General features: G+C 65.4%; 16 protein-coding genes. 6 read left to right on the plus strand and 10 right to left on the minus strand.

Annotated elements, in window-relative coordinates:
* The first annotated feature begins 470 nt into the window (after positions 1-470).
* Positions 471-638: a hypothetical protein gene (locus W5W_RS15955; RefSeq protein WP_154650222.1), complete on the plus strand. Its 168-nt coding sequence runs from the start codon at positions 471-473 to the stop codon at positions 636-638.
* 3,452 nt (positions 639-4,090) lie between these two features.
* Here the strand turns inward: W5W_RS15955 and W5W_RS0102495 are convergent.
* The 8 genes from W5W_RS0102495 to W5W_RS0102530 form a co-directional block, all read right to left on the minus strand.
* Complete coding sequence (locus W5W_RS0102495; protein WP_017194214.1) at positions 4,091-5,086, minus strand: D-alanine--D-alanine ligase family protein; 996 nt, start codon at positions 5,084-5,086, stop codon at positions 4,091-4,093.
* 9 nt (positions 5,087-5,095) lie between these two features.
* The gene (locus W5W_RS0102500) at positions 5,096-6,403 is read right to left on the minus strand and encodes an aminotransferase-like domain-containing protein (protein WP_017194215.1); all 1,308 of its coding nucleotides are present in this window, start codon (positions 6,401-6,403) and stop codon (positions 5,096-5,098) included.
* A gap of 179 nt (positions 6,404-6,582) precedes the next feature.
* Positions 6,583-8,013, minus strand: coding sequence for a threonine synthase (thrC, locus tag W5W_RS0102505; RefSeq protein ID WP_017194216.1), 1,431 nt, complete (start codon positions 8,011-8,013; stop codon positions 6,583-6,585).
* Positions 8,014-8,245: 232 nt separating this feature from the next.
* On the minus strand, positions 8,246-8,572 hold the full coding sequence (gene trxA / locus W5W_RS0102510) for a thioredoxin (protein ID WP_008730731.1): 327 nt from the start codon (positions 8,570-8,572) through the stop codon (positions 8,246-8,248).
* Positions 8,573-8,600: 28 nt separating this feature from the next.
* Complete coding sequence (trxB, locus tag W5W_RS0102515; protein ID WP_008730690.1) at positions 8,601-9,527, minus strand: thioredoxin-disulfide reductase; 927 nt, start codon at positions 9,525-9,527, stop codon at positions 8,601-8,603.
* Between the two features lie 101 nt (positions 9,528-9,628).
* Complete coding sequence (locus W5W_RS0102520; protein ID WP_017194217.1) at positions 9,629-13,486, minus strand: murein biosynthesis integral membrane protein MurJ; 3,858 nt, start codon at positions 13,484-13,486, stop codon at positions 9,629-9,631.
* Entirely contained in the window at positions 13,483-15,792 is a 2,310-nt protein-coding gene (locus W5W_RS0102525) for a DUF6049 family protein (RefSeq protein WP_238533230.1), read from the minus strand. Before W5W_RS0102525 ends, W5W_RS0102520 begins: the two co-directional genes overlap by 4 nt.
* A 68-nt stretch (positions 15,793-15,860) precedes the next feature.
* A complete protein-coding gene (locus W5W_RS0102530) occupies positions 15,861-16,370 on the minus strand; it encodes an NUDIX hydrolase (protein ID WP_008730736.1) in 510 nt (169 codons plus the stop codon).
* A gap of 66 nt (positions 16,371-16,436) precedes the next feature.
* On the opposite strand from W5W_RS0102530, the gene W5W_RS0102535 reads away from it, so the two are divergent.
* From W5W_RS0102535 to W5W_RS0102545, 3 genes are all read left to right on the plus strand, one after another.
* Positions 16,437-18,008 (plus strand): CCA tRNA nucleotidyltransferase, encoded by a 1,572-nt coding sequence (locus W5W_RS0102535; RefSeq protein WP_017194219.1) that lies wholly within the window; start codon positions 16,437-16,439, stop codon positions 18,006-18,008.
* 165 nt (positions 18,009-18,173) lie between these two features.
* A complete protein-coding gene (gene serC / locus W5W_RS0102540; RefSeq protein WP_017194220.1) occupies positions 18,174-19,256 on the plus strand; it encodes a 3-phosphoserine/phosphohydroxythreonine transaminase in 1,083 nt (360 codons plus the stop codon).
* Positions 19,257-19,324: 68 nt separating this feature from the next.
* Positions 19,325-20,506 carry a phosphoglycerate dehydrogenase gene (locus W5W_RS0102545; RefSeq protein WP_017194221.1) on the plus strand — a complete coding sequence of 394 codons (1,182 nt, stop codon included), beginning with the start codon at positions 19,325-19,327 and terminating at the stop codon, positions 20,504-20,506.
* Positions 20,507-21,200: 694 nt separating this feature from the next.
* On the opposite strand, the gene W5W_RS0102555 is transcribed toward W5W_RS0102545, so the two are convergent.
* A complete protein-coding gene (locus W5W_RS0102555; protein ID WP_017194223.1) occupies positions 21,201-21,617 on the minus strand; it encodes a VOC family protein in 417 nt (138 codons plus the stop codon).
* A gap of 86 nt (positions 21,618-21,703) precedes the next feature.
* Between W5W_RS0102555 and W5W_RS0102560 the strand changes: the two genes are divergently transcribed.
* Both W5W_RS0102560 and W5W_RS0102565 read left to right on the plus strand, forming a co-directional pair.
* Positions 21,704-22,666, plus strand: coding sequence for a helix-turn-helix transcriptional regulator (locus tag W5W_RS0102560; RefSeq protein ID WP_017194224.1), 963 nt, complete (start codon positions 21,704-21,706; stop codon positions 22,664-22,666).
* A gap of 146 nt (positions 22,667-22,812) precedes the next feature.
* On the plus strand, positions 22,813-24,066 hold the full coding sequence (locus W5W_RS0102565; RefSeq protein ID WP_008730782.1) for an ATP-binding protein: 1,254 nt from the start codon (positions 22,813-22,815) through the stop codon (positions 24,064-24,066).
* Between the two features lie 106 nt (positions 24,067-24,172).
* On the opposite strand, the gene W5W_RS0102570 is transcribed toward W5W_RS0102565, so the two are convergent.
* Positions 24,173-25,051, minus strand: a complete 879-nt coding sequence (locus W5W_RS0102570; protein ID WP_008730797.1) for a helix-turn-helix transcriptional regulator — start codon at positions 25,049-25,051, stop codon at positions 24,173-24,175.
* Positions 25,052-25,156: the final 105 nt, after the last annotated feature.

Here is a 25,156-nt window from a genome sequence, read left to right on the forward strand (position 1 = left end):
TGAAGCTGTACTGAAGATGCTCAGCACTGGCGTTCCATGGGGTGGAGCGCTATGCGCATGCATATCTGCCGGCCACGAGGACGGACGTCCTGGGATGCCCAGATGTGTGTAGTACGGCGGTAGAACTCGCTATGGTGAACAGAGCGCGCTCGTCGTGTTCTTGTGCTCATGCCGGTTCTTCTCATCGGCTGGATGGAGCTTTCCAGCCTGAGAACCCTCTTGGGAGAGTGCCCAAGAGGTAGAGCGATCCGCGTTCTGCTTTTAGATTCCTGTTCGATCCTGGAGTGCTTCGCTACAGCTGCGGATGAAAGGGCTTTCTTCCGAGCACGTGTGCATGCGGTGTGCGGGAACGATTGGGGCCCCAGGCGGTGTCGTCGTAGATGGTCAGCTCCGGTCTCGATGATGATGAGAAGCTCGGACAGCGCGGACAGCTTTGAACTAGTGGGCTGGCCGGTGAGCCAGGAGCAGGCGTGTGGCGCAAGAAGAAGAGCATGTCAGGCCTCTATGAGAACTGGTTAATTAAAACGTTTTTGTTATTAGTGTCTGAAGGGACCTCACGATTGCTCAAAGGCTCTCTGGTGGTGATCAGTGGCGCTGCCGAGTCCCGATTGGGTTCTTATGCGGTGCAAGTGATGTGACCGCGACGCCTACGCCCGACCTAGTGCTGCCGCGGCGAAGGGCTACTCTGATGAGGTCTCGACAGAGCCCGATTCTCACATGGTTCGACGACGGTTCAGGACGCTCGCGGCGTAGGGATGGGTCGAACGGCTGTTTCATGTGACACGTGGTTGTTCTACTGCTGAATCTGTGTTGCTCTGAAAGCACGCCGACCATTGACGGTACGGACTCTATCTGCCGTGCTGGAGGAGAGGCGTTTGTTGTAGGTGGGAGGCTAGAAGGAGAGGCCGAGGAGCAGCGGCCGTCAGGGTAGATTCTTTACATATGGGAAGCGCGAACCTCTGCCTTGTGAGAACTTAGCCGCTTCGACAGTGCGCACAGAACCCTGGAGCGCATTAGCAGTGATCGTGTCACAACAGCGATCGCTTCGGAGGCGGCGGCAGGCATCCTGTTCCGATGCAGGTTTTGTGTATTGCAGTCGTCGCACATGGCTGGTAGAGGAGCGGATCGAGTTGGGTCGGGCGGCTTGTTGTGCCGAGGAGCGTATAGCTCCGAAGTAGAAGCCAAGATCGGCGGTTTCACGTGAAACCTGAAGATACCGTGCCCGAGCGCATTGCCTCTGAACTGGTTCAGAGGCTCGCCATCGTAGAGGTCTCAGCGATGGAAACCCTTCGGTATGACGATTGATGATGTCGAGTTCTTTGAGTCGGCTAGTGAGAGGCGGCAAGCGATCGAACGCACGCTGAGTAGTGGGAATCTGCCTGTGGTAGATAGGTCGGGTAAGGAGCTTCTGCCTAGTACGCGTGAGCCATCTTAGGTGGCTATACGTGGAGAAGATCGCTCATGACGATCTGCGGGGAGATTCAGTGAGCGAGATGCTGAATGGTCATGAGAATGTTCGTGAGGAATAGTGTCGTTAACTGGGATGAAGGCTGCAGCGTCCTCGTGCACAGGAAGGGCATGATTCTGGTGGGAGTGCATTGAGTTTGGAGGCGTTCTGAAGAGCTGTTCGAGGGCCGAGCAGCGGCACTTGGCCCGGTTGGGCTGCTTTGGACACCCGTTGTCATCGCAGAAGCGAGGGGCAGTCTTCGCGCTTACGTGCATCGTGTTTTAGTTCTTCCAGGGCGCTGAAGGTGTGAATGGACCACACAGATCGGCAATGACGTCGAGGCGGATCCATTGTGCTGGCAGGGTTTCACGTGAAACACAGGCCTGCTCGTCATCGTGCGTCTAACGGTCGTCGTGAGGATCAGTCGCCTTCTGCTGTGATCAGCGGGGCCGGAATCACACAGCACGGTGAACTGAGAAGCAGGTGCGCTTTGATTGTTAGGCCATTAAGTCTCGCAATCTTGCTGATGGGGAAGGTAAGTGCTCATGTTTCACGTGAAACACTTGCCTGGCGTATCCGTGGTGAGATCGGCGCCGACGGCCAGGGAGACGTTTCACGTGAAACACAACGAGTGGCTTGATACTGGATTGCGATGTGGCGGTGGAGAGTGTCGTGACCTTGGGAAGTAGTGACCGCTATCAGGTCTGGGTAGAGGAGGGATCCTCTGGAAAATGTCTCTGTGCGCCGATCTGAAACAAAGCACAGTGGCGGACCTTGGAGACAGTTCTCCTGGCCCGAATCTATGCTCCGGCTCGATAGATTGTTGCGACGCTCGGTCGTCATTGAGTAAGCAGTATCGATCTGACTACCGGTAGAACACTGCTCCGCGGAGGCGGCGGTCGCGGCCAGAGTGGTGGCGCCCCTGGGTGGAGAGCCGAGCTGATTCGCTATAGAGGTCGGGCACTCGAGTGAGTCGCGACGTAAAGTCTGCGACTGTCACCGTGGAAAGGTACCTGGTACGGAGCGTTATACGGTGATGTGCCTGAGCTGAGGATAGTCCTCGGGGTAGGGGTATTTTGGGCTGAAGACGCTCATACCCGCTGTAGTTATTCATGACCTGTGCTGTCGATACACCATGAACACTTCGCATGCTGTCATCAATGACAGTATGAGGAGATTCGCAGGGGAATGAATGAGCCCTTCTGAGCGGAGGAAGCAGACAGCAACAGGTTCGCGAGGCTCCGTAGTGACCCGGCTGAATGCGCACCATGGCGCCTTCGGGGAGTAGACATCTAGCCTGTGGGCAAATGGAGATGCCGAGGGCGCTCTGTCATAGATCCATGGTGTTCAACGTGGGCGGACTGCTGAAAACAAGTGACGGTGTGGCGCCTATCCGCACTTCATCTCGCCACTGCAGGAATGTCCTGGTGGACGTGCATCTGTGAGCCGAATGAGATGTAGCCGGCTCTGATACTACTGGCTTAGCAAGACGAAGCTGCTCGGTCTACGTTTCACGTGAAACAAGCTCATATCACCGAAGGCTCGAGTACATGACGCCTTCGATCCGAGCGTGGCTGATGCATACGGTGGAGAAGAGAAAACGCCTGCCGCATACGGCTCGACAGCGTCTATCCGGGTCATGCGCGGGGCATGCGGGACAACTGAACTAACGATTGTGGGGTGCGCCCCCCCAGGCGGCGGTGAGGTGTTACGACTTGTTCTGCGTCTATTTCTGTTTCCTAAAGGATGGCGAAGCGTGCATCTTTCACATCTGAAAGCCAAGCACCTGAGGTCAACGCTCCTCCATGTTGGTGGCATTGCGCGTTGCTCTTCACTCACGTCAACTCGTCTGTCTGGCCGCTGGACCGACGAGGCTCGAAAGTCCCAGTGCTGCACGTGCAGAATCTAGCGTCCACGAGCTTTGAAGTTGACGCCCGATAGCGCACGGAGGACCCGTGTTTCACGTGAAACCATGCGGATGGCGTTGAGAAGTATTGGCAGTGAGGCTCTAGCACAATCCAAGTCGAGAAGTATAGGCCGCGGATACGGGTAAGCAGCCCTAGAAATAGCTGCTGCCGTCGAAACCCTGGGCCCGGCTGCATGAGTGATCTCCAGTTGCTTGGGGCTGGCGGAATGGGACGGTTTCAGCCCATCGGTACCCGGCACGTTCTCTTTCTCGACATCCGTGTGTCGATCTATGGACGAGTCTCCAAACCCAACCGGCCCCCTACCGTACTGAGCGTAGTCCTAGATAAACAGCTGATACGCGTGGTCTGCGCACAGGAGGCTGAGTCTGATCAGGAGAGACAGTGTCAGACCATCCGCGCGCAGGCAGTTTCAACTTCTCGCAGTCAAGCAATCTCAGCGAGCCTGTTAACGGCTAAAGGGGCTACGGAGGCTGGTTGCACGTCCTGCACTGGCGGTACTTCATAAGCCGGGCGCCCTCAAGACTCCACTAGGTCTTGAGGGCGCCCGGCTCGCATACGGTCACGCATCGGCATCACCATGGCTCTGTTTCATGATGCGATGCTCAAAACAGCTGACAGTAGCCACATCGAACAATGCGTTTCTCATCGAAGACGTTTCACGTGAAACGTGGCGTGTTCGTCCATACGAGAGAAATGACGAAGCGCAAAGCCGTTCTCACGGGCGGACGGATGGATGACGGACCAGCGCGTCATACAAGCTTGGCAGATCACCGGCGGTCTTAGCTGCCAGCGGCAGCAACGAGGTTTCGGTCATGCCCGGCACAACATTGACATCAATGAACCAGGGTGTCCCGTTCTCATCAAGGATCAGATCAGTGCGGGACAGATTGCCGAGTCCAAGCGTCTGGTGCACCAATACCGCCGTCTCCTGAACCTGTTCGAAGAGCGTGGGACTGAGCCTCGCTGGAACAAAATACTCCGAGCGCCCGGGGTTGTACCTGGCGTCGAAGTCGTAGTCCCCCTCAGATACAACTTCGACTGGTGGAAGCGCCTTCGGCCCCTCTCCTACATCGACGACGGAGATGGCTACTTCTGTGCCGGGAACGTACTGCTCGATGAGTGCCCGCTCGTCGTAAGCGAAGCAGGCCACCATGGCGTTGCGAAGCTCATCGGCGTCATGAGCCAAAGAGACGCCGAGGCCGGAACCGCCCTGATTCGGTTTGACGACGACTGGTAGACCAAGGTGAGACGACACGAGACCAAGAGCTTCTTGGGCCCCCAGCTGGGAGAAGTATGCCTTGGGCAGGGTGACCGAGTCCGGCGTCGCAACGCCCCGTCTTCTCACGGTGGCCTTAGCAGTCGGCTTGAATGAAGCTCGCTGGCAACCGTCAGAATGTGTTCCCACGTACGGCAGTCCGAGAGCAATGAGTACGTTCTGGAGCCCGCCGTCCTCCCCGTGCGAGCCGTGGACGAGCGGCCATACGACGTCTGGGCCGAATGCGCGTAGCGATGCGATAGTGCGAGCATCGACATCGAGAACAAGTACGGTGTGGCCGAGATGCTTCAGGACGGATGCGACCCTGTGCCCGGAGCGTAGAGACACGTCGCGCTCGTGGCTGAGCCCACCGGCGAGAATGGCGATACGAAGCGGCTCGGTGCTGGTGGCTGTGGATGCTGCCGTAGACTCTACGGACTCTGTCGACTCAGTCATGATGCTTCCTCAGATCTGATCCGGAGCGGGGGCGGACACGCCTTCAATGGGACGGGTATGAGACGGACCGAAAAGGGTGACGAGTTCAAGGTCTTGCGCGACCACTTCGGATAACCGTCGTACCCCTTCTCGAATGTCTGCGGGCTCGGGGTAGCAGAAGGACAGCCGGACATGATCATGCCCCGCGGATCCTCCAGAATAGAAGGCCGTGCCGGAGACATAGGCGACAAGATTGGTGACTGCGCGTGGCAGCATGTCCTTGGCATCCAGGCCATCGGGCAATCCGACCCACACATAGAAGCCACCCGCAGGCACATTCCACGTACACATGGGCATGAACTCCCCGAGCGCAGAGATCATGGCATCACGGCGACCGCGATACATGCCTCGGAACTCCTCGACCTGCTGCTTCCAGTCGAAGCTCTCCAGATAGGTGGAGACGGAGTACTGACCGACTGAACTCGGGCAGAGAATCGCCGCCTCGGAGGCCAGCTTCATCTTCTCCCTGACAGCGGGCGGAGCCACTGCCCATCCGACTCGATACCCGGGTGCGAAGATCTTCGAGAAGGAACCGAGGTAAACGACGTCGTTGGGTGCGAGAGTCTTCAGGGCCGTGTAGGTCTGCCCCTCGAAGCCGAGCAGACCGTAGGGATTATCTTCAACGATCAGAATGTGGTGACGGCGGCAGATCTCGATGATCTCCGGACGACGTTCCTCGGAGAGCGTGACTCCTGCAGGATTGTGGAAGTTCGGCAGGCAGTAGAAGAACTTGATGCGTTTGCCTTCGCGTTCCAGCCTCGTCATCGTTGTCTCCAGTGCTTCGGGAATAACACCGTCTGCATCGATCTCCACCTGTTGGACATCGCCCTGGTAGGTGGCGAAGATCGACAGGGAACCGACATAGGTCGGCGCTTCTGCGAGGATGACGTCTCCCGGGTCGATGAAGAGCTCGGTGATAATGTCAACTGCCTGCTGGGAGCCGGTGGTGACAATGATGTCCTCGGGATCGGCGTCGATGCCCTCGAGAGCCATGACCTCGGGGATCTGCTCGCGCAGTCTGGGCAGCCCCTGCCCGTTGCCGTACTGCAGCGCCCTTCCCCCGTCTTCCCGGATCATCCGGGCGGTGGCATCCGCGAGTTGGTCAAGTGGCAGATCTTTAAGGTTGGGCATACCGCCGGCGAGGGATACGACTTCAGGGCGTGCGGCGACGGCGAAGAGCGATCTGGTTTCGGAAGCACGCAGGCCATGAGCTCGAGCGGCGTAACTATCCAGCCATTGATCGAGCCTATCGCCTTTCACCTGGTTCGCGTCAGTCACGTCGTCGTCCTTCCTGGGCGTATACCGCCATATGAGAGCAGTCTGCCATGGTGATATGGCGATCCACCGGTCCGTTCTGCAGGTGAGCAGAAGCCCCGGCCATGCTGCGGCATGGTTTCACGTGAAACACGCTCGCCGCGGTGAGAGCACATGCGCCCGTCAAGCGGATCACTCGATCCTTAGGCGTGTAAAGCATTCGCCTCGATGAGTGCGCGCAGTGGCGCCTCATCATTGGCGATGGTATCCACATGCTGCGGCAGTGCGAGCAGCTTGGTGATCTCAGGAGGATCGGGCTGAGCCCGTCCCAGCGCTTCAGTCACCGTTTCGCCGAATTTCGCGGCCTTCGCTGTTTCCATCACCAGAGTTGGAAAGTCCGGTTCCATGAACCTGAGGGCCACTGTGACACCATCGGCTGTATGCGGGTCGATAAGCCGATCCGCGGCTGAATGCACGCGACCGATTGCCGCGAGTCGATCGGCATGGGAGGACGAACCCGAGACGAAACCGAACTCAGTGTTCAGCCGGTCCAGATGGTCGGATAGATCCAGAGCGCCCTCTGCCTCCAGCTCCGGCCAGCGCTGAGTGAACTCCTCGGGGCCGAGCAGCTGCCAGATGAAGCGCTCAAGATTCGATGCCTTGGAAATGTCCATGGAGGGGCTCGACGTCGCCAGAGTCTCCGCCCTCCCCCGGGGACGGTAGACGCCCGTGGAGAAGAACTCTTCCAGAACGTTGTTCTCATTGGTGGCCAGGATGAGACGTCGTATCGGCACCCCCATTGAGCGGGCCAGGTGCCCGGCGTAGATATTGCCGAAGTTCCCACTGGGGACGGCAACGTCCACTTCATAGTCGGAGCGCAGCTCCTCCTCCAGCACATCGGTGCTCCTCAGCCAGGCCCACACGTAGTAGACGATCTGAGCCGCAATGCGTCCGATATTGATGGAGTTGACCGCACCGATGGCGTGGGTGGCCTTGAAGGCGGCGTCATTGTTGAGTGCTTTGACAAGGTTCTGGCAATCGTCGAAGACGCCGTCTACCGCAATGTTGTGGATATTGGGCTCATCCAGTGAGTACATCTGGGCGCGCTGCACATCGCTCATCCGGCCTTGCGGCGAGAGCATGAAGACGGCAACGCCCTTCTGGCCACGGAAGGCATGCTCAGCAGACGACCCGGTGTCCCCGCTCGTCGCACCGAGAATGTTGAGAACTTGACCATTTCGGTTCAGAACATAAGGGATGGCTTGGCCCAGGAACTGCATGGCCAAGTCTTTGAAAGCCATGGTGGGGCCTTCGGAGAGACCAACGAGTTCAAGCCCGCCGGCGACCTCGTCGAGTCGGTGGACGGGGACAACGGGGTCCGGGAAATGTTCAGGTCCATAGGCGGCGGCGGTCAGTGCGCTAAGGTCCTCGGCCGGGATGTCTGTGGCGTACAGGCCGATCACTTCGGCGGCGAGCTCGGAGTAGGTCAGCGACCGCCATTGCTCGAGCTGTGCCCGACTCACCGGCGGGATGCTCTCCGGCACAGCCAGTCCTCCATCGGGCGCCAGCCCGGACAGAAGCACATCGGTGAAGCCTGCGGGAGCCATGCCCCCGCGAGTGGAGATGAAGCGCATTGGCATGCCTTCGCGTTGTCGGAGTGCGATGCCCCAGTCTATAGCTGACTGATATGCAGGCGGTGCAGGCGGAGTTCAGCACCGATGAGGAATGAGTCTCGAGTCCGCCTGTTCCCTCCTCCGGAAGGCGACCGCGATCAGTGCTCGCGCCATGAATGCGAATGTGGTTGGTGGCCGTCGTACAACGACGGCCACCAACCACATGCCGTTTGACTGGGAGCCTGCGTGCGGATCAGCCGAGGGCCTTCTCGACCTCTTTGGTGAAGGAGCCCTTGGGACGTGAGCCGGAGAACTGGTGCACGACTTCCCCGCCGCGCACGACGGCGAACGTTGGGATGGAGCTGACGCCGTAGGAACGGGCGGTGGCCGGGTTGGCGTCGACGTCGATCTTGACGAACTTGGCGCGCTCGCCGAATTCGGCGGCGACCTCGTCGATAACCGGCGCCATCTGACGGCACGGGCCGCACCATTCCGCCCAGAAGTCGATGACGACGGGCACGTCCGACTTCAGAACCTCCGAGTCGAAGGTGGCATCGGTGACGGCAAGAGCGTTGGACATGGGTTCTCCTTCGGAAAAGTCAGCTGGATCAGGCGGTGAGAGTGGCGAGGTAATGCTCGGCATCCAGTGCTGCGCGGCAACCGGAGCCGGCTGCGGTGATCGCCTGCTGGTAGTGCGGATCGGCGACATCACCGCATGCGAAGACGCCGGGGATCGCGGTCTGCTGCGACGGTGCCTGGACGGTGATGTAACCGGCGTCGTCGAGCTCGAGGGCATCGGCCACCAGCTCAGATCGAGGAATCTGCCCGATGGCCACGAATAGTCCCGCAGCAGGGATGTCCCGCCGCTCGCCGGTGTTCACGTCCTCCAGGGTCGCCGACGTCAGAGCCTCCTGCCCATTGAGAGCGACAACCCTGGAATTCCAGGCGAAATCGATCTTAGGGTCATCGTGGGCGCGCTTGGCCATGACGGCACTGGCGCGCAGCTCGTCACGTCGGTGGACGACGGTGACCGAGGAGCCGAATCGGGACAGGAAGAGGGCCTCCTCCATGGCGGAGTCTCCGCCGCCGACGACCACGATCGGCTGATCCTTGAAGAAGAAGCCGTCGCAGGTGGCGCAGTAGGACACCCCGTGGCCGGAGAGCCGCTCCTCGTCCTCCAGGCCCAGTTTGCGGTACTCGGAACCGGTCGAGATGATCACTGCCCGGGCCTCGTAGACGGCGTCGTCGGTGGTGATCCGCTTGACGTCACCGGTGAGCTCGAGGGCCGTGACGTCCTCATAGCGGACATCGGCTCCGAAACGCTCGGCCTGCTCCTGCATCTGGGTCATGAGCTGCGGCCCCATGATCCCGTCGATGAAGCCGGGGTAGTTCTCGACCTCGGTGGTGTTCATGAGCGCGCCCCCGGCGGTCACGGAGCCCGCGAGGACCACCGGGCTCAGCTGGGCCCGTGCCGCATAGATCGCGGCGGTGTAGCCGGCTGGGCCGGAACCGACGATGACGACGTCGTGGATCATGACTCTCCTGACCGAGAAGTGGGCGTAGTGGGCTCGCAGGAGGCGAGCAGCAGGCAAATCATAGAACAGCCGATAAAAATCGGATGTTCCCTAAGATTCGCTTATTTGAAAGTGATCTCAGACACGGTCACCTTGGACTCACCGTCCGGGGCCGTCGGCTGATCAGTCACCCATATGACGATCGACTGAGTCTTCGTCGGTGAGAAGGTGAAGCTCGTCGTTCCCGACGTGAAGGCCCCCTCGGCCAGCACCGTTCCGCCGGTCGGGTCCTCCGGACTCGTGGCCCGGACCTGGACATTACCGCCCTGACCCGTGCCCTGGATGTCAATACCGGACACCTCGGACGTCTTGTCCAGGGTCACGGCAATTCCCGTACCGCTCTTCAGATTGGCGAACTTGGGGCCCCTGTAGAACTGCGACTCCCAGGTCGTGGCGGGGTTCCCATCAACAGTCTTGCCCTCGTTCTCGGGATGGTCGCCCTGGCTCCCGCCCTGATCCACGGCCTTCGCGCTGGTGATCGTAATGGGCTCAGCGGTGGGCTCGGTGGTTTCCGACGGCGTCTGCTGAGTATCGTGCGCGGCCGTTGAGGGCACTGTGCTGGCGGCGGGCACATCCGGCTCGGTGAACGGCAGGTCGAACAGGCCGAGCACGCTGTTCACTGCGAAGATGGCCCCCACCAACATGACGACGAGCATGCCGCTGATGATCGCCATGGTGGTCCGCGACACAGAGCGCTCGACCTCGTCGTCGCCGTCGGGATCACCACTGACCTGCAGCGCCTCCTCTGTGTTGACCGGGTTGACCGGCGGAGCTGTCGACTGCGCGGCCAGAGGGACCGAGGGCGGCTGGAAGGCGGGTGCTGTGCTTGTCGTGTTCGCTGTGTTGCCGACCAGCGGGCTCCCCTGTGCGGCGGTCGGCGATCCGCCGGCCTCCGGCGGTGCGATACCGGTTGGCGGTCCGGCAGCAGTTCGGGGCTCGGCCGCGGCCGGCGCGAAGCTCCGGGGGACGGCGTCGGTCTGCGGCTCGGCGGGAACAGGGTCGGCCACCACGGCAGCCGGCTCCTGACGCGTCGCAGCTGCTCGACGCAGACGCGAGAGCACTCCCTTCAGCGCAGGCTCAGAGGCTCCGTTGTTGGTGCTGTCGGTCGACGATGATGGCGACGCTGATGCCGCTGATGTTGTAGAAGTCCCTGAAGCCGCTGAGTCCGCTGAAGCCATGGCCTCCGCAGTCACCTGTGGCAGGAGTGAGGCGTCCCACGAGCCGAGGGCTTGAGCGATCTGGGAGGCGGACATCGGCTCCTCGTCGGACCAGGTGCGAGCCACCAGCTCGTCGAGATCGGCGTCGTCGGCACCCATGGTCGTCGCCAGCATGGAGGGCGCAACCGGTGCTCCGTCGGACGTCGTCGGCGCTGAGGGAAGGCCCGCTCGCTTGCCCGGCCAGCGCTTCGTCAGACCGTAGTAGAGCAGCTCGACCAGCGCGCGGGCGTCAATACGATCGGCCTCCAGCGGGTCCTCGTTGGAAGCGGCCTGAGAGTCCAGCCCGAGGATCGCGGCCTCGACGCCGATTCCGGTGACCTGAACAGTGCCGTCGGAGCGCAGTCGTACGGACTCCGGAGATAGGTTCAGGTGGTGCAGGCCCCGACGGGAGCACGCATCCAGCGCCTGGGCGACCTCCCCGACGATGGCGCGAACCTGCGCGGCATTCAACCCCTGGCCGACCAGGGCCGACAGGGGGCGGCCGTCGGCGGGCTCGGTGACGACGAAGGCCGGGTGATGCGTCTCGACGTCGAGAACCCTTTGGATCCGCCGATCCTCGACAAGGACTGCACGACTGGCCGATTCCAGGACCTCGGCACGATGAGGGGTGGCGTCGGTGAGCATGAGGATCGTCACCGTGCGATCCAGGATCGTATCTCGTCCAACATGCCGGACTACTCGTGGGAGTGTTGCGGGCAGGGTAGCGGCCAGGGCGTAGCGCCCTGTGCCGATCGGCGTTGCGTCGGTCATGATGCTCCCTCCTCCCGTGCCAAGGAGTCCCAGTGCATGTGGAGCGAGTGTACCGGGCGTGAGTGCCCGTACGGAGGCTGCCTGAGCGGCCAGATCCGCAAACGTGGGGGGTGGCGCCGGAATAGCAGGCGGTGGGGCTGGTGCCGGTCGTGGTGCGTCCACGGCGCGCAGCATCGGTCTGTATGTCGGCGGGTATGACGGCGGAAGCTCGGTGCCCGCCCGGTCGGCGGAGGTCGGTGCCAGGAGGTGGGCCAGATGCAGGACCGCCTCGCCTGCACGACCCGGCAGGAGCCGTCCGATCTTGGCCACGATGCGTGACAGTGGGACGAAGAGCACACCGAGCTCCTCGACACGCAGCAGGCGCGCGGCCGCGAGGTAGGTCGCCGTCATGAGGAGGGCGGCCACGATGACGGTCAGCATGGCGTCCGTCGGCCTCGACCCGGTCAGGGAGCCGTCGGCCGGCCCCAGCAGGGCCCGCACGCCCAGCCCGACAAGCACTGCGGGGATGGCCGCTACCGCCAGGCGGGCGTAGGTGGCGATGACGCGGGGGCCGTCGAGGTCGGGCAGGTGCCGCCTGATCAGTGGGATCACGGCCACCGAGCCGCCCACCTGGCTGAGCATCGAGCCCGCTGCCGCCCAGGTCATCCAGTGGTTGGCCGGTGTCGCCAGGTAGGCGACCAGGCAGACGATGGCGGGAACGATGCCGACCACGGAGTCGGCTATGAGCAGCCGCTTCGTATCCGCGTAGGCCAGCATGACGCGCTGCGTGGTGAACCAGATGCCCTGGAAGATGATGCCTATCGCCAGGACCGTCAGGATCGGTCCTGCGGCCGTGGCCTCGGCCAGGGACAACGAGGGGACGAAGAGTTGGAGTGAGGGCGTGGCCAGAGTCCCGATGCCCGCGGCGAACAGGATGGTGAACACCGCGACGCTGCGCAGGCCCAATGACAGGTCGTCTCGCACTCCTCCGCGGTCGCCGGCGGCGGCCTTCTCACTCATGCGTGTGAACAGGGCGGTGATGATGGAGGTCGTCACCAGAGACTGCGGCAGCATGTAGACCAGCTGGGTGTTGTCGTACAGCGTCTTGGAGGGCACGATCTGGTCGGCGTACTGCGCCGACTCCGCCGCGGTGACCGCCTGGGAACCCAGGTTCGCCGTCGCTATGTCACCCAGTGAGACCACGGCCGTTCCCAGCAGCGCCCACAGCGCCACCTTCGACATGGTTCCCAGGCCCATGCCGCGCACGCCCCACACGAAGCGCGGGTGGAAGCCCGAACGCACCAGGGGGATGTAAAGGATCAGGGCCTGAATGGCGATGCCCGCCGTCGTCGTGGCCCCGACCAGAGCGATACGGCCCGCATTCCAGATGCCCGGATCCTGACCGGACGCGTAGTGCCCGTAGATGTGCAGGTAGGCCATGATCGAGGCGATCGAGATGATGTTGTTGAGAACCGGGGACCACATATACGGCCCGAAACTCGACCGCGCATTGAGAACCTGCCCCCATAGGGCGTACAGGCCGTAGAAGAAGATCTGCGGCATGCACCAGAAGGCGAAGGCGAAGGCCAGCGGCTGCCACCGATCCAGACCCGAGGCGTAGAGCATGATGACCAGTGGCGCGCACACCGTGAGTACGGCCGACACCGTGGCCATGGCGACGGAGGCCGCCGTCAGCAGACGGTTGACGAGCTCCTCGCCGTTGCGCTGGCGCAGCGCCTGCACGATCTGCGGGACCAGGATCGCATTGAGTACGCCGCCGATCACCAGGTTGTACAGCTGGGTGGGCAGGTTGTTCGCGATGTTGAACGCCTCGGCGGCGCCCGAGGCCGTCGCCCCCAGGGCGGCTATCAGCAGGGCGTTGCGCACCAGTCCCAGCAGGCGGCTGGCCAGCGTGCCGGCCGCCATCACGGCGCTCGAACGGGCGATCGATGAGCCGTTGTCCTTGTTGCTCATGTCTTCTCCTCGACGCGTTGGGGCGCTGCCGTGCGCCGCCCGCGACGCACGGTTCGCACAATGCCGCCGACGAGCAGGACGACAAGTCCGGCCCCCAACACTTGGGTGCCCCTGGACTCCCAGTCGGCGTGCACGCGCATATGGATGGTCTGCGGCGCCCCGACGGCGGTGCCGTCAGCGGCCAGCAGCATGATGGTCAGGTTGACGTCTCCACTGCCCACCGCTTTGACCGGCACGGTGGCGGTCGTCTGACCGGACGCCGGTACGGTCAGCGTAATGTCCTCAACAGTCTGCAGTCGCGCCGAGCCGGACAGCAGGCGCACCACGACGGTGGCGTCCTGATCCAGGGACGAGGTGATGCGTACCGGCAGGTTGGCCTCGGAGGCGATCAGATTGATCGTTCGCGACGGTACGGCCGTGAGCTTGGAGGTCACGGCCGTACCGCGCTCGCGAGCCGAGTCCGTCATGACCGTGCGTCTTTCCGGGTCTGATCGCCATACGGCCGATGCGGTGCGCACCACGACCTCGGAGGCCGAGCCAATCGCCGCCTGAGGATCGGGCAGGATCGAGGTCACCGAGGTCAGGTAGTCCCAGGTCGCGCGGGCTGCCGCGAGGTCGGTCGCCGAGACCTCCTGATCGCCGATCACCTGGTCCGGAATGTCGGCGCGATGCGTCTTCGCGGCGTCGTCCTGCTGGGCGCCGGCCTCGGTGGACAGCGCCTGCAGGTTCTGAGGCGTGGTCCAGGAGGCTTCTCGCAGCGCCTTCAGACGCGTGTCGAGCGTCTTCGGGTCGATGCCCGCCGCATCGGCCCGATCGAGGGTGATCACGATGGAGCGACTGATCGCGGGGGCCTGACGGGTGATGATCGCCGTCTCGCCGCGCAGAAGCTGGATGGTATCGAGGTTGGACAGATCGGTGGAGGACTCGTCGGTCGTCAGGGTGCCGCCGAGCGTGTCGGACAGGTTCTTGTCGGGCGTCAGAACCGTGCGTGAGCCCACGCTCGTCACCTCGGAGGGCGTATATGTCAGATCCTCCTCCACCGGCAGATCTCCGGGGGTGGTGACGATCGTCTGCGTCGAGTCGGGCAGTGCGGACAGCGTTGCGGCGTCCAGGCTGCCGGCCAGCCAGGTGAGCGACGTGGGAGCGCCGACCTCTGCGGTCCGGGACTCCTCGGCGCGTTTCTGGACGTCCGCGAGCAGGTCGGTCTCCTCCTGGTGAGTCAGGGCGGCGACGTCGGCATCCGCCCAGGGCAGGGCCACGACATCACCGGCATCGAGCGCCTCGAGCAGCGCCTTGGTCAGGGCCTGACCGGGAAGCGTCTTTCCGGGTTGTGAACCGGGGGCGGTTGGGGAGGCCGTGGCGGATGGCATTGATGGCGTAGACGGTGCAGACGGCGCGGACGGCCCTGTGGGTGAGGGGCCCGTCGCAGGAGCCGAGGGCGTCGAGGACGACGTCGCCGCAGGGCTCTCTTCGCCGGCTGCCGAGGGGCTTGCCGAGGGCTCGGGCGACGGTTTGGCGGCGGCCAGCGTGTCCTCATTCACCCCGAGGGCGTCGAGCAGTGCCGGATCCACCGCCAGAACGACGCCGTCTCCGGCCAATGACAGCAGGGAGGCGATCCGCTTGCGCAGGTCCGCCAGCGCAGCATCCGTGGGCGGCTCGGCACCTGTGGTCAGGAGCTCCAGGTCGTCGGCCGAGGCCGTCACCGGGACCAGCGCCGTCACGCGCGATCGACTGGCCGCCCCGCCCGCGTCCCATACGAGGAGCGTGCGGTCCTGGGCGACAGCGGAACGCCCTTGGAAGACCGATACCTCCACACCGCGCGGACCCCACTGGGCCTCCTCGTCGAGGGGAAGATCGTCTGCATTGATGGTCAATGAGAAGGGCTTCACCTCGCCGGGGGTGATGCTCTCGCCGAAATCGCCGGAATAGACCTCGCGCATGGCGGAGTCCCGCTCGGCCGCCAGCCACGACTCCATACCCGTGACGGCCATCTCTGTGGAGTCCTGCATCTGGGCGGTGAGGGAGAGCCCCTCCAGGGCTTTGTCGGTGCCGTTGGCGATGGTGCCGGAGATGGTGAGATCCTGCCCGGCGGTGATGACCTCCGGGGCCAGTGAATCGACGGAGACAGTCACCTGGCCGTCGATCATCTGTGCTGTTGACGGTGGCGTGGTGGCAGTCTGCGTGGCGATCGGCGGTGCGGGCACCTGGGCAGTCGGCATGGCAGTCGGCATGGCGGGAACGGCAGACGCCGCCGCGGCTGCGCCGGTGCCGGGAGCAGGACCCACGAGCGCGATGGAAGCAGCCACAGCCGCTGCCAGGGCGACCATCGGGTGCGCCCGGGAGCGACGGGGATGACGGCGGATTCGGATTGCGATCACCCGTCCCCTACGAGGATCTCACGCGCGGCGGCGACGATGCGCCGCTCGTTGGGGTAGGCGAGGCGACGGGCGACGTCGTCGAGACTCACCCATTCGACCTCCTCGGCCTCGTGATCCGGATCGTTCTCCGTGGTGAGGTCGCCGCCGATCGCCTCGAGGAGGAAATGGTGGACGACCTTGTGAACACGATGGTCGTCACCGGCGAACCAGTAGTCAATGGTAGCCAAATGGCGCAGTACGCGCCCCGAGATGCCGGTCTCCTCGGCGATCTCGCGCACAGCCGCCTCCTCGGCCGTCTCGGCGCCCTCCAGGTGGCCCTTGGGAAGGCACCATTCGAGGCGGCCTCCGCGGTTGCGGCGCGCAATGACGGCGGTCACCGCGCGGCCCTCCTGGACGTCGATCACGAGCCCGCCGGCGCTGGTCTCGTCGACCACCGGCAGGAAGCGCGCACTCGCGCGTCGCGGCGCTGTGCCGGCGCGGGGCTTGCGAGTGCGGTGGGAGGGCATGAGGACACTCTAGGCGGTTCGGCTGAGTGGGTGCCGTCGGGGGGTCCGCGTGGCAGGCTTGGGTCAATGACTGACCCAGCCGACCCCGCCCTTCCCTCTGTCTCATCCGCCTCATCCGCGTCCCCGTCCGCTTCGGGCTCATCCCGCGCAGCCAGCGGATCCGCCGCGGTCTCCCGTTCCGCGGTCCGCGCGCTGCTCGACGAGAGCCTTGACACCTGTGGTCTGAGTCCCACGGCCCGGGAGGCCCTGCGCGCACTGCCGCCTTCCCTGGCGGCTCTCGGGCATGCCTTCACCCGTGCCGGGTATGAGCTCGCCCTCGTCGGGGGTCCGGTGCGTGACGCCTTTCTCGGCGTCGTCCCTCACGATCTGGACTGCGCGACCTCCGCACGTCCCGAGCAGACCGAGAGGATTCTGGCGGCCTGGGGCGACGCCTGCTGGGACATCGGCAAGGAGTTCGGCACGATCGGGGCGCGCAAGGGCGAGACGGTCGTGGAGGCGACGACCTACCGCACCGAGGAGTACGAGGTTGGCTCCCGCAAGCCGGTGGTCGCCTACGGGGACACGCTTGAGGGCGATCTCACTCGGCGCGACTTCACCATCAACGCCATGGCGCTGCGGTTGCCCGACCTTGAGCTCGTCGATCCGTGCGGAGGGCTCGACGACCTGCGCGCCGGGGTGCTGCGGACTCCCGTGAGCGCCGTGCAGTCCTTCGACGACGACCCGCTGCGCATCATGCGCGCCGCGCGTTTCTCCGCTCAGTTGGGGTTCGACGTCGAGATGGATGTCATGACCGCGATGGAGGAGATGGCGCCGCGGCTGAAGATCGTCTCGGCCGAGCGCGTGCGCGCCGAGTTGGAGCGCCTGCTGATCTCGCCCTGGCCGCGCCGCGGGCTCGAGCTCATGGTGCACACCGGGGTCGCCGACGTCGTCCTGCCCGAGCTGGCGGATCTGCAGGAGACGGTCGATGAGCACAAGCGGCACAAGGACGTCTATGAGCACACGCTGACGGTGCTGGACCAGGCGATGGCTCTGGAGACGGGGCCCGACGGGCCGGTGCCCGCCCCGGACCTCGTGCTGCGCCTGGCCGCGATCATGCACGACATCGGCAAGCCGGCCACGCGCCGATTCCTTCCGGGCGGCACCGTGACCTTCCACGGTCACGATCACGTGGGTGCGCGCATGACCAGGAAGCGGCTGCGGGCGCTGCGCTTCGACAAGCAGACGATCAAGGACGTCTCCCGGCTGGTCGAGCTGCATCTGCGCTTCCACGGCTACGCCGACGCCGCCTGGTCGGACTCGGCGGTGCGGCGGTACGTGGCCGACGCCGGGCCGTTGCTGGAGCGTCTTCACCGGCTCACCCGCGCGGACGTCACCACCCGCAACAAGCGCAAGGCCCGCATGCTCGACGCCGCCTACGACGACCTTGAGGAGCGGATCGCGGCGCTGCGCGAGGCCGAGGAGCTGGCCGCCATCCGCCCGGACCTCGACGGGGCGCAGATCATGGACGAGCTCGGCGTTGAGCCGGGGCCGGTCGTGGGCGAGGCCTACCGCTTCCTGCTCGACCTGCGCATGGAGAAGGGGCCGCTCGGCGAGGAGATGGCGCGGCAGGCGCTGCGCTCCTGGTGGGCGGCGCGCTGAGCGGCTGATCGTTGGGATGCGCTTACTCCGCTCCTTTGCCCCTTGCTGTACGGCGGGAAGGAGCGGAGTAAGGGGTGAAGGAGCGTAGTAAGCGCAGGCCGCTGGCCCCGCACCGCCCCATGAGACGTTCCGCCTTCGCCGTCGGTACCCGACTATCGTGGCGCCATGCGCGTGTACAACTTCTCCGCCGGTCCCGCCCAGCTCCCCCTGCCCGTCCTCGAGCAGGCCGCCGCCGAGCTCACGGACTGGCGGGGCTCCGGCATGAGCGTGCTCGAGGTCTCCCACCGCGGCAAGGACTTCGTCGAGTGCGCCGCCGACGCTGAGGCCACCCTCCGCTCCGTCGCCGGTATCCCGGACGACTACCGCGTCCTGTTCCTCGCCGGCGGCGCCACCGGCCAGTTCTCCGCCATCCCCGCCAATCTCACCGCCCCCGGCGACCCCGCCGCCTTCCTGAACACCGGCCAGTGGTCCGCCAAGGCCATCAAGGAGGCCGGTCGCCAGGGCGTCGTCGTCAACACCCTCGCGGACGAGGCCGCATCCTCCTACACCACCGCACCCGCCGAGGGCTCCTTCACGGTCCCCGCCGACGCCGCCTACCTCCACTACACGCCCAACGAGACCATCGGCGGCGTCGAGTTCCCCTACATCCCGGACGCCGGCGATGTCCCGCTGGTCGCGGACTTCTCCTCCACCTACCTCTCGCGTCCCATGGACGTCTCGCGCTACGGCGTCATCTACGGCGGCGCCCAGAAGAACCTGGGGCCGGCCGGCCTGGCCGTCGTCATCGTCCGCGAAGACCTGCTCGGTCGCGCCCGCCCCGACGTCCCCGCCATCTGGGACTGGACCGTCATGGCCGCCAAGGACTCCATGCTCAACACCCCGCCGACCTTCTCCATCTATCTGCTGGGCCTCATCCTCCACTGGATCGAGGACACCGGCGGCCTGGCGGCCATGGGTGAGCGCAACCAGACCAAGGCCGCCCGACTGTACGAGGCCATCGACGCCTCCGACTTCTACGCCAACCCGGTCGAGCCCCGCTCCCGCTCCTGGATGAACATCCCCTTCACCCTGGCCGACTCCGCCCTCGACGCCGACTTCCTCGCCGGTGCCGCAGCGGCCGGCCTGACCAACCTCAAGGGGCACCGCAGCGTCGGCGGTATGCGCGCCTCCATCTACAACGCCATGCCCGCCGAGGGCGTCACCGCCCTCATCGACTACATGGCCGACTTCGAGCGCACCCGCGCCTGACTCACAGCCCAAGCACTCACACCCAAGCTCCGAATCCCGCACGTCAGCACACGTCAGCGAAGGACCCCATGACCACCCACAAGCAGTTCCGCGTCCAGACCCTCAACGCCATCTCGGGCGCCGGACTCTCCCGCTTCCCCGACGACCTGTACGACGTCGGCGGCTCCCTGAACGATCCCGACGCGCTCCTCGTGCGCTCGGCGAAGCTTCACGACGCGCCGATCCCCGACTCCGTCCTGGCCATCGGCCGCGCCGGTGCCGGCACCAACAACATTCCCGTCGCCGCCATGACGGAGCGGGGCATCCCCGTGTTCAACACGCCCGGCGCCAATGCCAACGCGGTCAAGGAGCTCGTCCTGGCGGGCCTGTTCATCGCCTCGCGCAACCTCATCCCCGCCGCACGCTTCGCCCACACGCTCGAGGGCGACGACGCCGCCATCGCCGAGGCCGTCGAGGCCGGCAAGAAGCGGTTCGTCGGCTTCGAGCTGCCCGGCCGCACGCTGGGCGTGGTCGGACTGGGAGCGATCGGCGTGCAGGTGGCCAATGCCGCCCTCGGCCTGGGGCTGAACGTCGTCGGCTTCGACCCGGGCATCAGCGTTGAGCACGCCTGGCATCTGAGCGCCGAGGTCGAGCGGGCCGAGTCCATTGAAGAGGTCTTCCGCCGTGCCGACATCCTCACCATCCACGTGCCGCTCATCGACGCCACCCGTGGGCTGGTGAGCACGCAGCGGATCGCCCTGATGAAGGAGACCGCGGTGCTGCTCAACTTCGCGCGCGCCGAGATCGTCGACACCGACGCCGTCGTCGCCGCCCTCGACGAGGGCACCCTGGGCGGCTACGTGTGCGACTTCCCCTCCACGAAGGTCCACAAGCACCCCAAGTGCATCTCCCTGCCCCACCTGGGCGCCTCCACCAAGGAGGCCGAGCGCAACTGCGCCATCATGGCCGCCGACTCCCTGCGCGGCTTCCTAGAGGACGGGCAGGTCCACAACTCGGTGAACTTCCCCGAGGCGGTCATGGCCCGCCAGGAGGGCACCCACCGCTTCGTCATCGTCAACCGCAACGTGCCCAACATGGTGGGGCAGGTCTCCACCATCGTGGCCCAGCACGGGCAGAACATCGCCAACCTGCTGAATAAGTCCCGCGGTGAGCTGGCCGTGACCCTCGTGGACGTCGAGGGCGAGATCGAGCCCCAGGTCCTCGACGAGCTGCGGGCGATCGACGGCGTCATGTCCGCTCGCGGGATCTGACGGCCGGCGCTGCGGCAGCTCGACGACGGCGCGGGGCAGATCCTTCATGACCTGCCCCGCGCCGTCGTGCATGGCGTCGATCAGGCTGCCGCCGCGGCCTCGACAACATGCGCGGCCTCGCGCGCTTCCCGGCGTGCGGGCAGTGTGACGTGCTTGAGCTTGGCCGCCCAGTAGCATGCTCAGCGCGATCACCGTCATGCCGGCGCCGCCGATACCGCCCATGATGAGGGGCAGTGCCGCCAGCGCGAGACCCGCACCGGTGGAGTCGCCGCTGGCGAGCGGGACGATGTCGGTCACGGTGACGCTCACGGTCGGGATGGTGAAGTCCTCCCCGGTCGCGGACATCTGGGCCCCGGCCAGCCCCTGGTCGACGGCGACAAGGATTACCCCGAGGCCGTCCGTCTCCTTCTGGAGCGACCTCGGGGCGACTAGATGATCGGTTCCGGGGGTGTGGGGAGGAAGGGAGGGCTTGCGGCTTCCCCTCGTCGAGATCGGTCGCAACCCGCATCGAGATCGGTCCGGGACGCTTGCCGGGAGTCGCGATCCTTCGGTTGAGGTCGGCTCCTCGGAAGACCTCAAAGACTCGACGGGAATCGCTTGGCCCCGGGCGGGTGCGGTCACGCCGTCCATTACGACCGGCCACGGCCAGTGCGCCCAGCTGTTCCGGCCCGGCTGGGCGCACTGGCCGATCCTGTCACTCCGAGCTGCCGATGTTGACGGACCACCTAATTCCGAAGACGTCGATGAGAGCCCCATTGAGGTCTCCCCATGGCATCTCCTGAAGCGGTTCGATGATGGTGGCGCCCTCGGTCAGCGCATTCCAGCAGGCGGTGAGGCGCTCCGCTTCCTCGCCGTTCAAGCACAGAGCCCAAGCGGTCCCCTGCTCGACCGGCTCCTCGTCGGATGCGCGATCCTTGACCCGCAGCACGAATCCGTCGTCGGTGCGCAGCACGCCGTAGACGACGTCGTCCTCATGCCCGGGAGCAGTCGGGATTCCCCATTTCCGGAAGGTCTCGATGAGGACTTTTCCGCCCAAGGCTGTCTGATAGTGCTCCAATGCCTCGCGGGCTCGCCCTTCGAAGGTGATGTAGGCGCTGAGGTCGGCTTTCATGGTGGTCCTTTCGGTGGTTCCAATAGGTGTCCACCACTCTCGTCGTCATATATGACATCTTCTGACATGTATGTGAGAGGAGCGCCATGAGAGCTGATCGACTGCTGCGATTGACCTGGATTCTGAGCGGCCGCTCTGTTCCGGTTCCTGCGGCGCAGCTCGCTGCCGAGCTGGAGGTCAGTACCCGGACGGTCCTGCGCGACGTCGAAGCCCTGTCGGCGGCCGGCGTGCCGGTATACGCAACCAGGGGGAGCCGCGGAGGGATCGCCCTGGTTGATGGGTATCGTCCGGATATTCTCGGCCTGAGCCGGGACGAGGCCCGGGCGCTGACCGCGGTGGCCTCGCTGCCGACGGCGGGCGCGCTGGGCTTGGGGGATCTGGTGCGCTCGGCGGTCGGAAAGGTGCGCCGTGCCGCCGACCGTAGTGAGGAGACGCTTCTCGGATCCCGGGTTGTCGTTGATCCGAACGGGTGGCTGGGCGGACAGCGCCGCTCCTGGCTGCAGGAAGCCTTGACGGCGGCTCAGGGCCGGTGCCGGGTGCGGTTCCGCTACACGGCCGGAAGCTCGGGCGCTGTCTCGCAGGTGACGACGACGGCGCTCGGGCTGCTGTGCGCCGCAGCGGACTGGTACCTCGTCGGAGGCCGGGGCTCGGAGAGCGTCCGTTTTTACCGGCTCGATCGTGTGGATGACCTTCGCGTCGGTGAGGAGGACGATGCTGCACCGCGAGTCGACGTCGCCGAGGAATGGCGCCGTGCGCGTGCACGATTCCAGGAGCGCTTCACTCCGGTGTCGGCGGTTCTGAATGTGCGGCGGTGCGCACTCGGCAGGCTCCGCGGTCTCGTGTCCGTCGACCGGGTCGAGAACCTCTCGGGGCCCGCGGGTGGTGCCCAAGGCGAGGACTGGGTCCAGGTGTGCGCGACCTTCGGGGATGTCTCCCACGCCACGGAGGTGCTTCCCAGGCTGGCCGCGCACGTGAGAGTCGTGGAGCCCGAGGAACTGAAGGAGGCGTTGCGAGGTCTTGCGGAGCAGGTGTGGGCAGCCGCCGTTTAGCGCCTGCGGACGGCCTCAAACCTCCCCCTGGAGCCGCCTCAAACCTCCCCCTGGAGCCGCCTCAAACCTCCCCCTGGAGCCGCCTCAAACCTCCCCCTGCATGTAGAATGGCGCAGATTGGAGCTGGTTAGGGCTGGGTGAGGAGCATGTACCGGACGCGCGTCGTCGATGCCGCAGTGGCCGACGTCCTGACCTACAGCGGCGGGCTCCTCATTGAGGGGGTGAGGGCCTGCGGGAAGACGGAGACGGGTCGCCGTCACGCCCGATCCGAGGTCGCGTTGGACTCAGGGGCACCCGCCGTGGAGGCGATCCTGGCGGCGGATCCCGGTCTCCTCCTCCGAGGGGAGGTGCCCCGGCTCTTGGATGAGTGGCAGCTCGAACCCTCCCTCTGGAACAGGGTGCGGCGCGAGATCGATGTCCGCCAGGCCAAGGGGCAGTTCATCCTCACGGGCTCATCCGTTCCCGCTGAGGATGCGCAGCGCCACTCCGGCGCGCATCGGATCTCCCGGATCCGCATGCGCCCCATGACCCTGGCCGAGCAGGGCCGGGGGACCGGGGCGGTCTCACTGGCGTCCCTGTTCAAGGGCGAGGAGCTGCCAGTGTCGCTGGATGGCACGGTGAGTGTGCCCGATGCGCTCCAAGCCTTGGCGCACGGAGGGTGGCCCGGGGACCTGGAGGCCACGACCGCCCAGGCGCAGCGCCATCTGCGGGACTACGCCGAGGACATCGCCAGCCGCGACCTGCTCCGGCTCGACGGCGAATCCCGCCGCGATCCCGACCGCATGCGCATCCTTCTGCGCTCGCTGGCGCGCAATCTGGCCACCGAGGTCAAGTACGCCACCATCGCCCAGGACATGAGTGCCGCGATGCCGGTCAAGGCTGAGACGGTGGCCGCTTACATCGGTGCCCTTCAACGGCTCTTCGTTGTCGAGACGCAGCCCGCGTGGGCCCCTCACCTGCGCTCCCGGGCGGCGATCAGGACCACGGCCAAGCTCCACTTCGCCGATCCGGCCCTGGCGGTGGCGGTCATGCGTGCCTCACCGGACCGGTTGGTGGATGATCTGGAGACAGCCGGGCTCTGGTTCGAGTCGCAAGTGGTGCAGCATGCGAGGGTCTATGCCGAGGCGCTGGACGGCAGGGTCTACCACTACCGCGATTCCAACGGCCAGGAGGTCGACCTCATCATCCAGCTTGACGACGGCCGATGGGCCGCCATCGAGATCAAGCTGGGGCAGCGCCAACTGCCCAAGGCGCAGGCGTCGCTCGCCTCCTTCCGGTCCGTGGTGGACCTGGAGCGCGTCGGCGAGCCCAGCTTCATGGCGGTGGTGACGGCCGACGGGCCCGTGATGACCATGCCCGACGGCGTGCACACCTTCCCGATCCACGTGCTGACGCTGTGAGCGTGCCTGTCCAGTATGGAGGTTTAAGCGGAGGTCGGATCCGCCATCGCTCGACGACGGCGTCATCGTGCGGGATCCCTATCCGGCACCGGCGTCGGCGGTGGCTCTAAACCGCCGGGCTGGACAACCGCGCCAGCGCCCGAGCCGATGGGGAGCCCGGGGCCACGGGGAGGACCACGAGGGTCAGCCCGGGATCGGCTGCGAGCGGCGTCGCCTCCATGAACACCTCCACATCACCCACCACCGGGTGGTGCAGCCGCAGGATGCCCGCGCGCTGGTCCATGACGTCATGGGCCTCCCACAACCTCCGGAAGTGCCCGCTTCCCGAGCACAGCTCCACGACCAGTTCGCGCAGGGAGTCGTCGTCGGGAACGCGCCCGGCCTCGGCGTGCAGCGTGGCCACGATGTCACCGGCCACCTTCTCCCAGTCCGTGTAGAAGGTGCGCGCCCCCTCATCCAGGAAGACGAAGCGGGCGATGTTCGCACCGGCCGCCTGGACGCCGCCTTCCTCAGTGGGCCCCGCGGCTTCAGCATGGGCCCGGTAATGGGGCGAGTACAGGCTGCGCCCCAGCTCGTTGGCCCCCAGCAGGTTGAGCCGCCCGTCGCGGATGAAGGCCGGAGCGCCCTCGATCGCGTCGAGCAGGTAGTGCAGGCTCGGCCGCAGTTCCTGCGGAGCGGGCCGTCCCTGGACCGCCGCATCGGCCGAGGCGCCGCGGATCAGGCGCCGCAGGTGGGACTGCTCGACGTCGTCGAGCTGCAGGACATCGCCGATGGAATCGAGCACGGAGTCCGAGACGCCGCTGGCACGGCCCCGCTCCAGGCGGGTGTAGTACTCCACGCTCACCTCGGCGAGCATGGCGACCTCCTCACGGCGCAGGCCCGGGACCCGGCGGTGGCCGCCGGCCGCGGCGAGACCAGCGGCCTCGGGCGAGATGCGGGCGCGCCGCGTGCTCAGGAAGTTGCGCAGCTCGGTTCTGGGGTCCATCGCTCAACCATAGGCCTCCGGCCCGCCGCGGTCTGGAGGGGCGCCCCGCCGGTACCCCCTCTCAGCAGGGCCTGCCGGTCCTGCGCTCATGCTGGTGCGATGGAG

This window comes from Actinomyces massiliensis 4401292 (assembly GCF_000269805.1).
Lineage (GTDB): Bacteria > Actinomycetota > Actinomycetes > Actinomycetales > Actinomycetaceae > Actinomyces > Actinomyces massiliensis.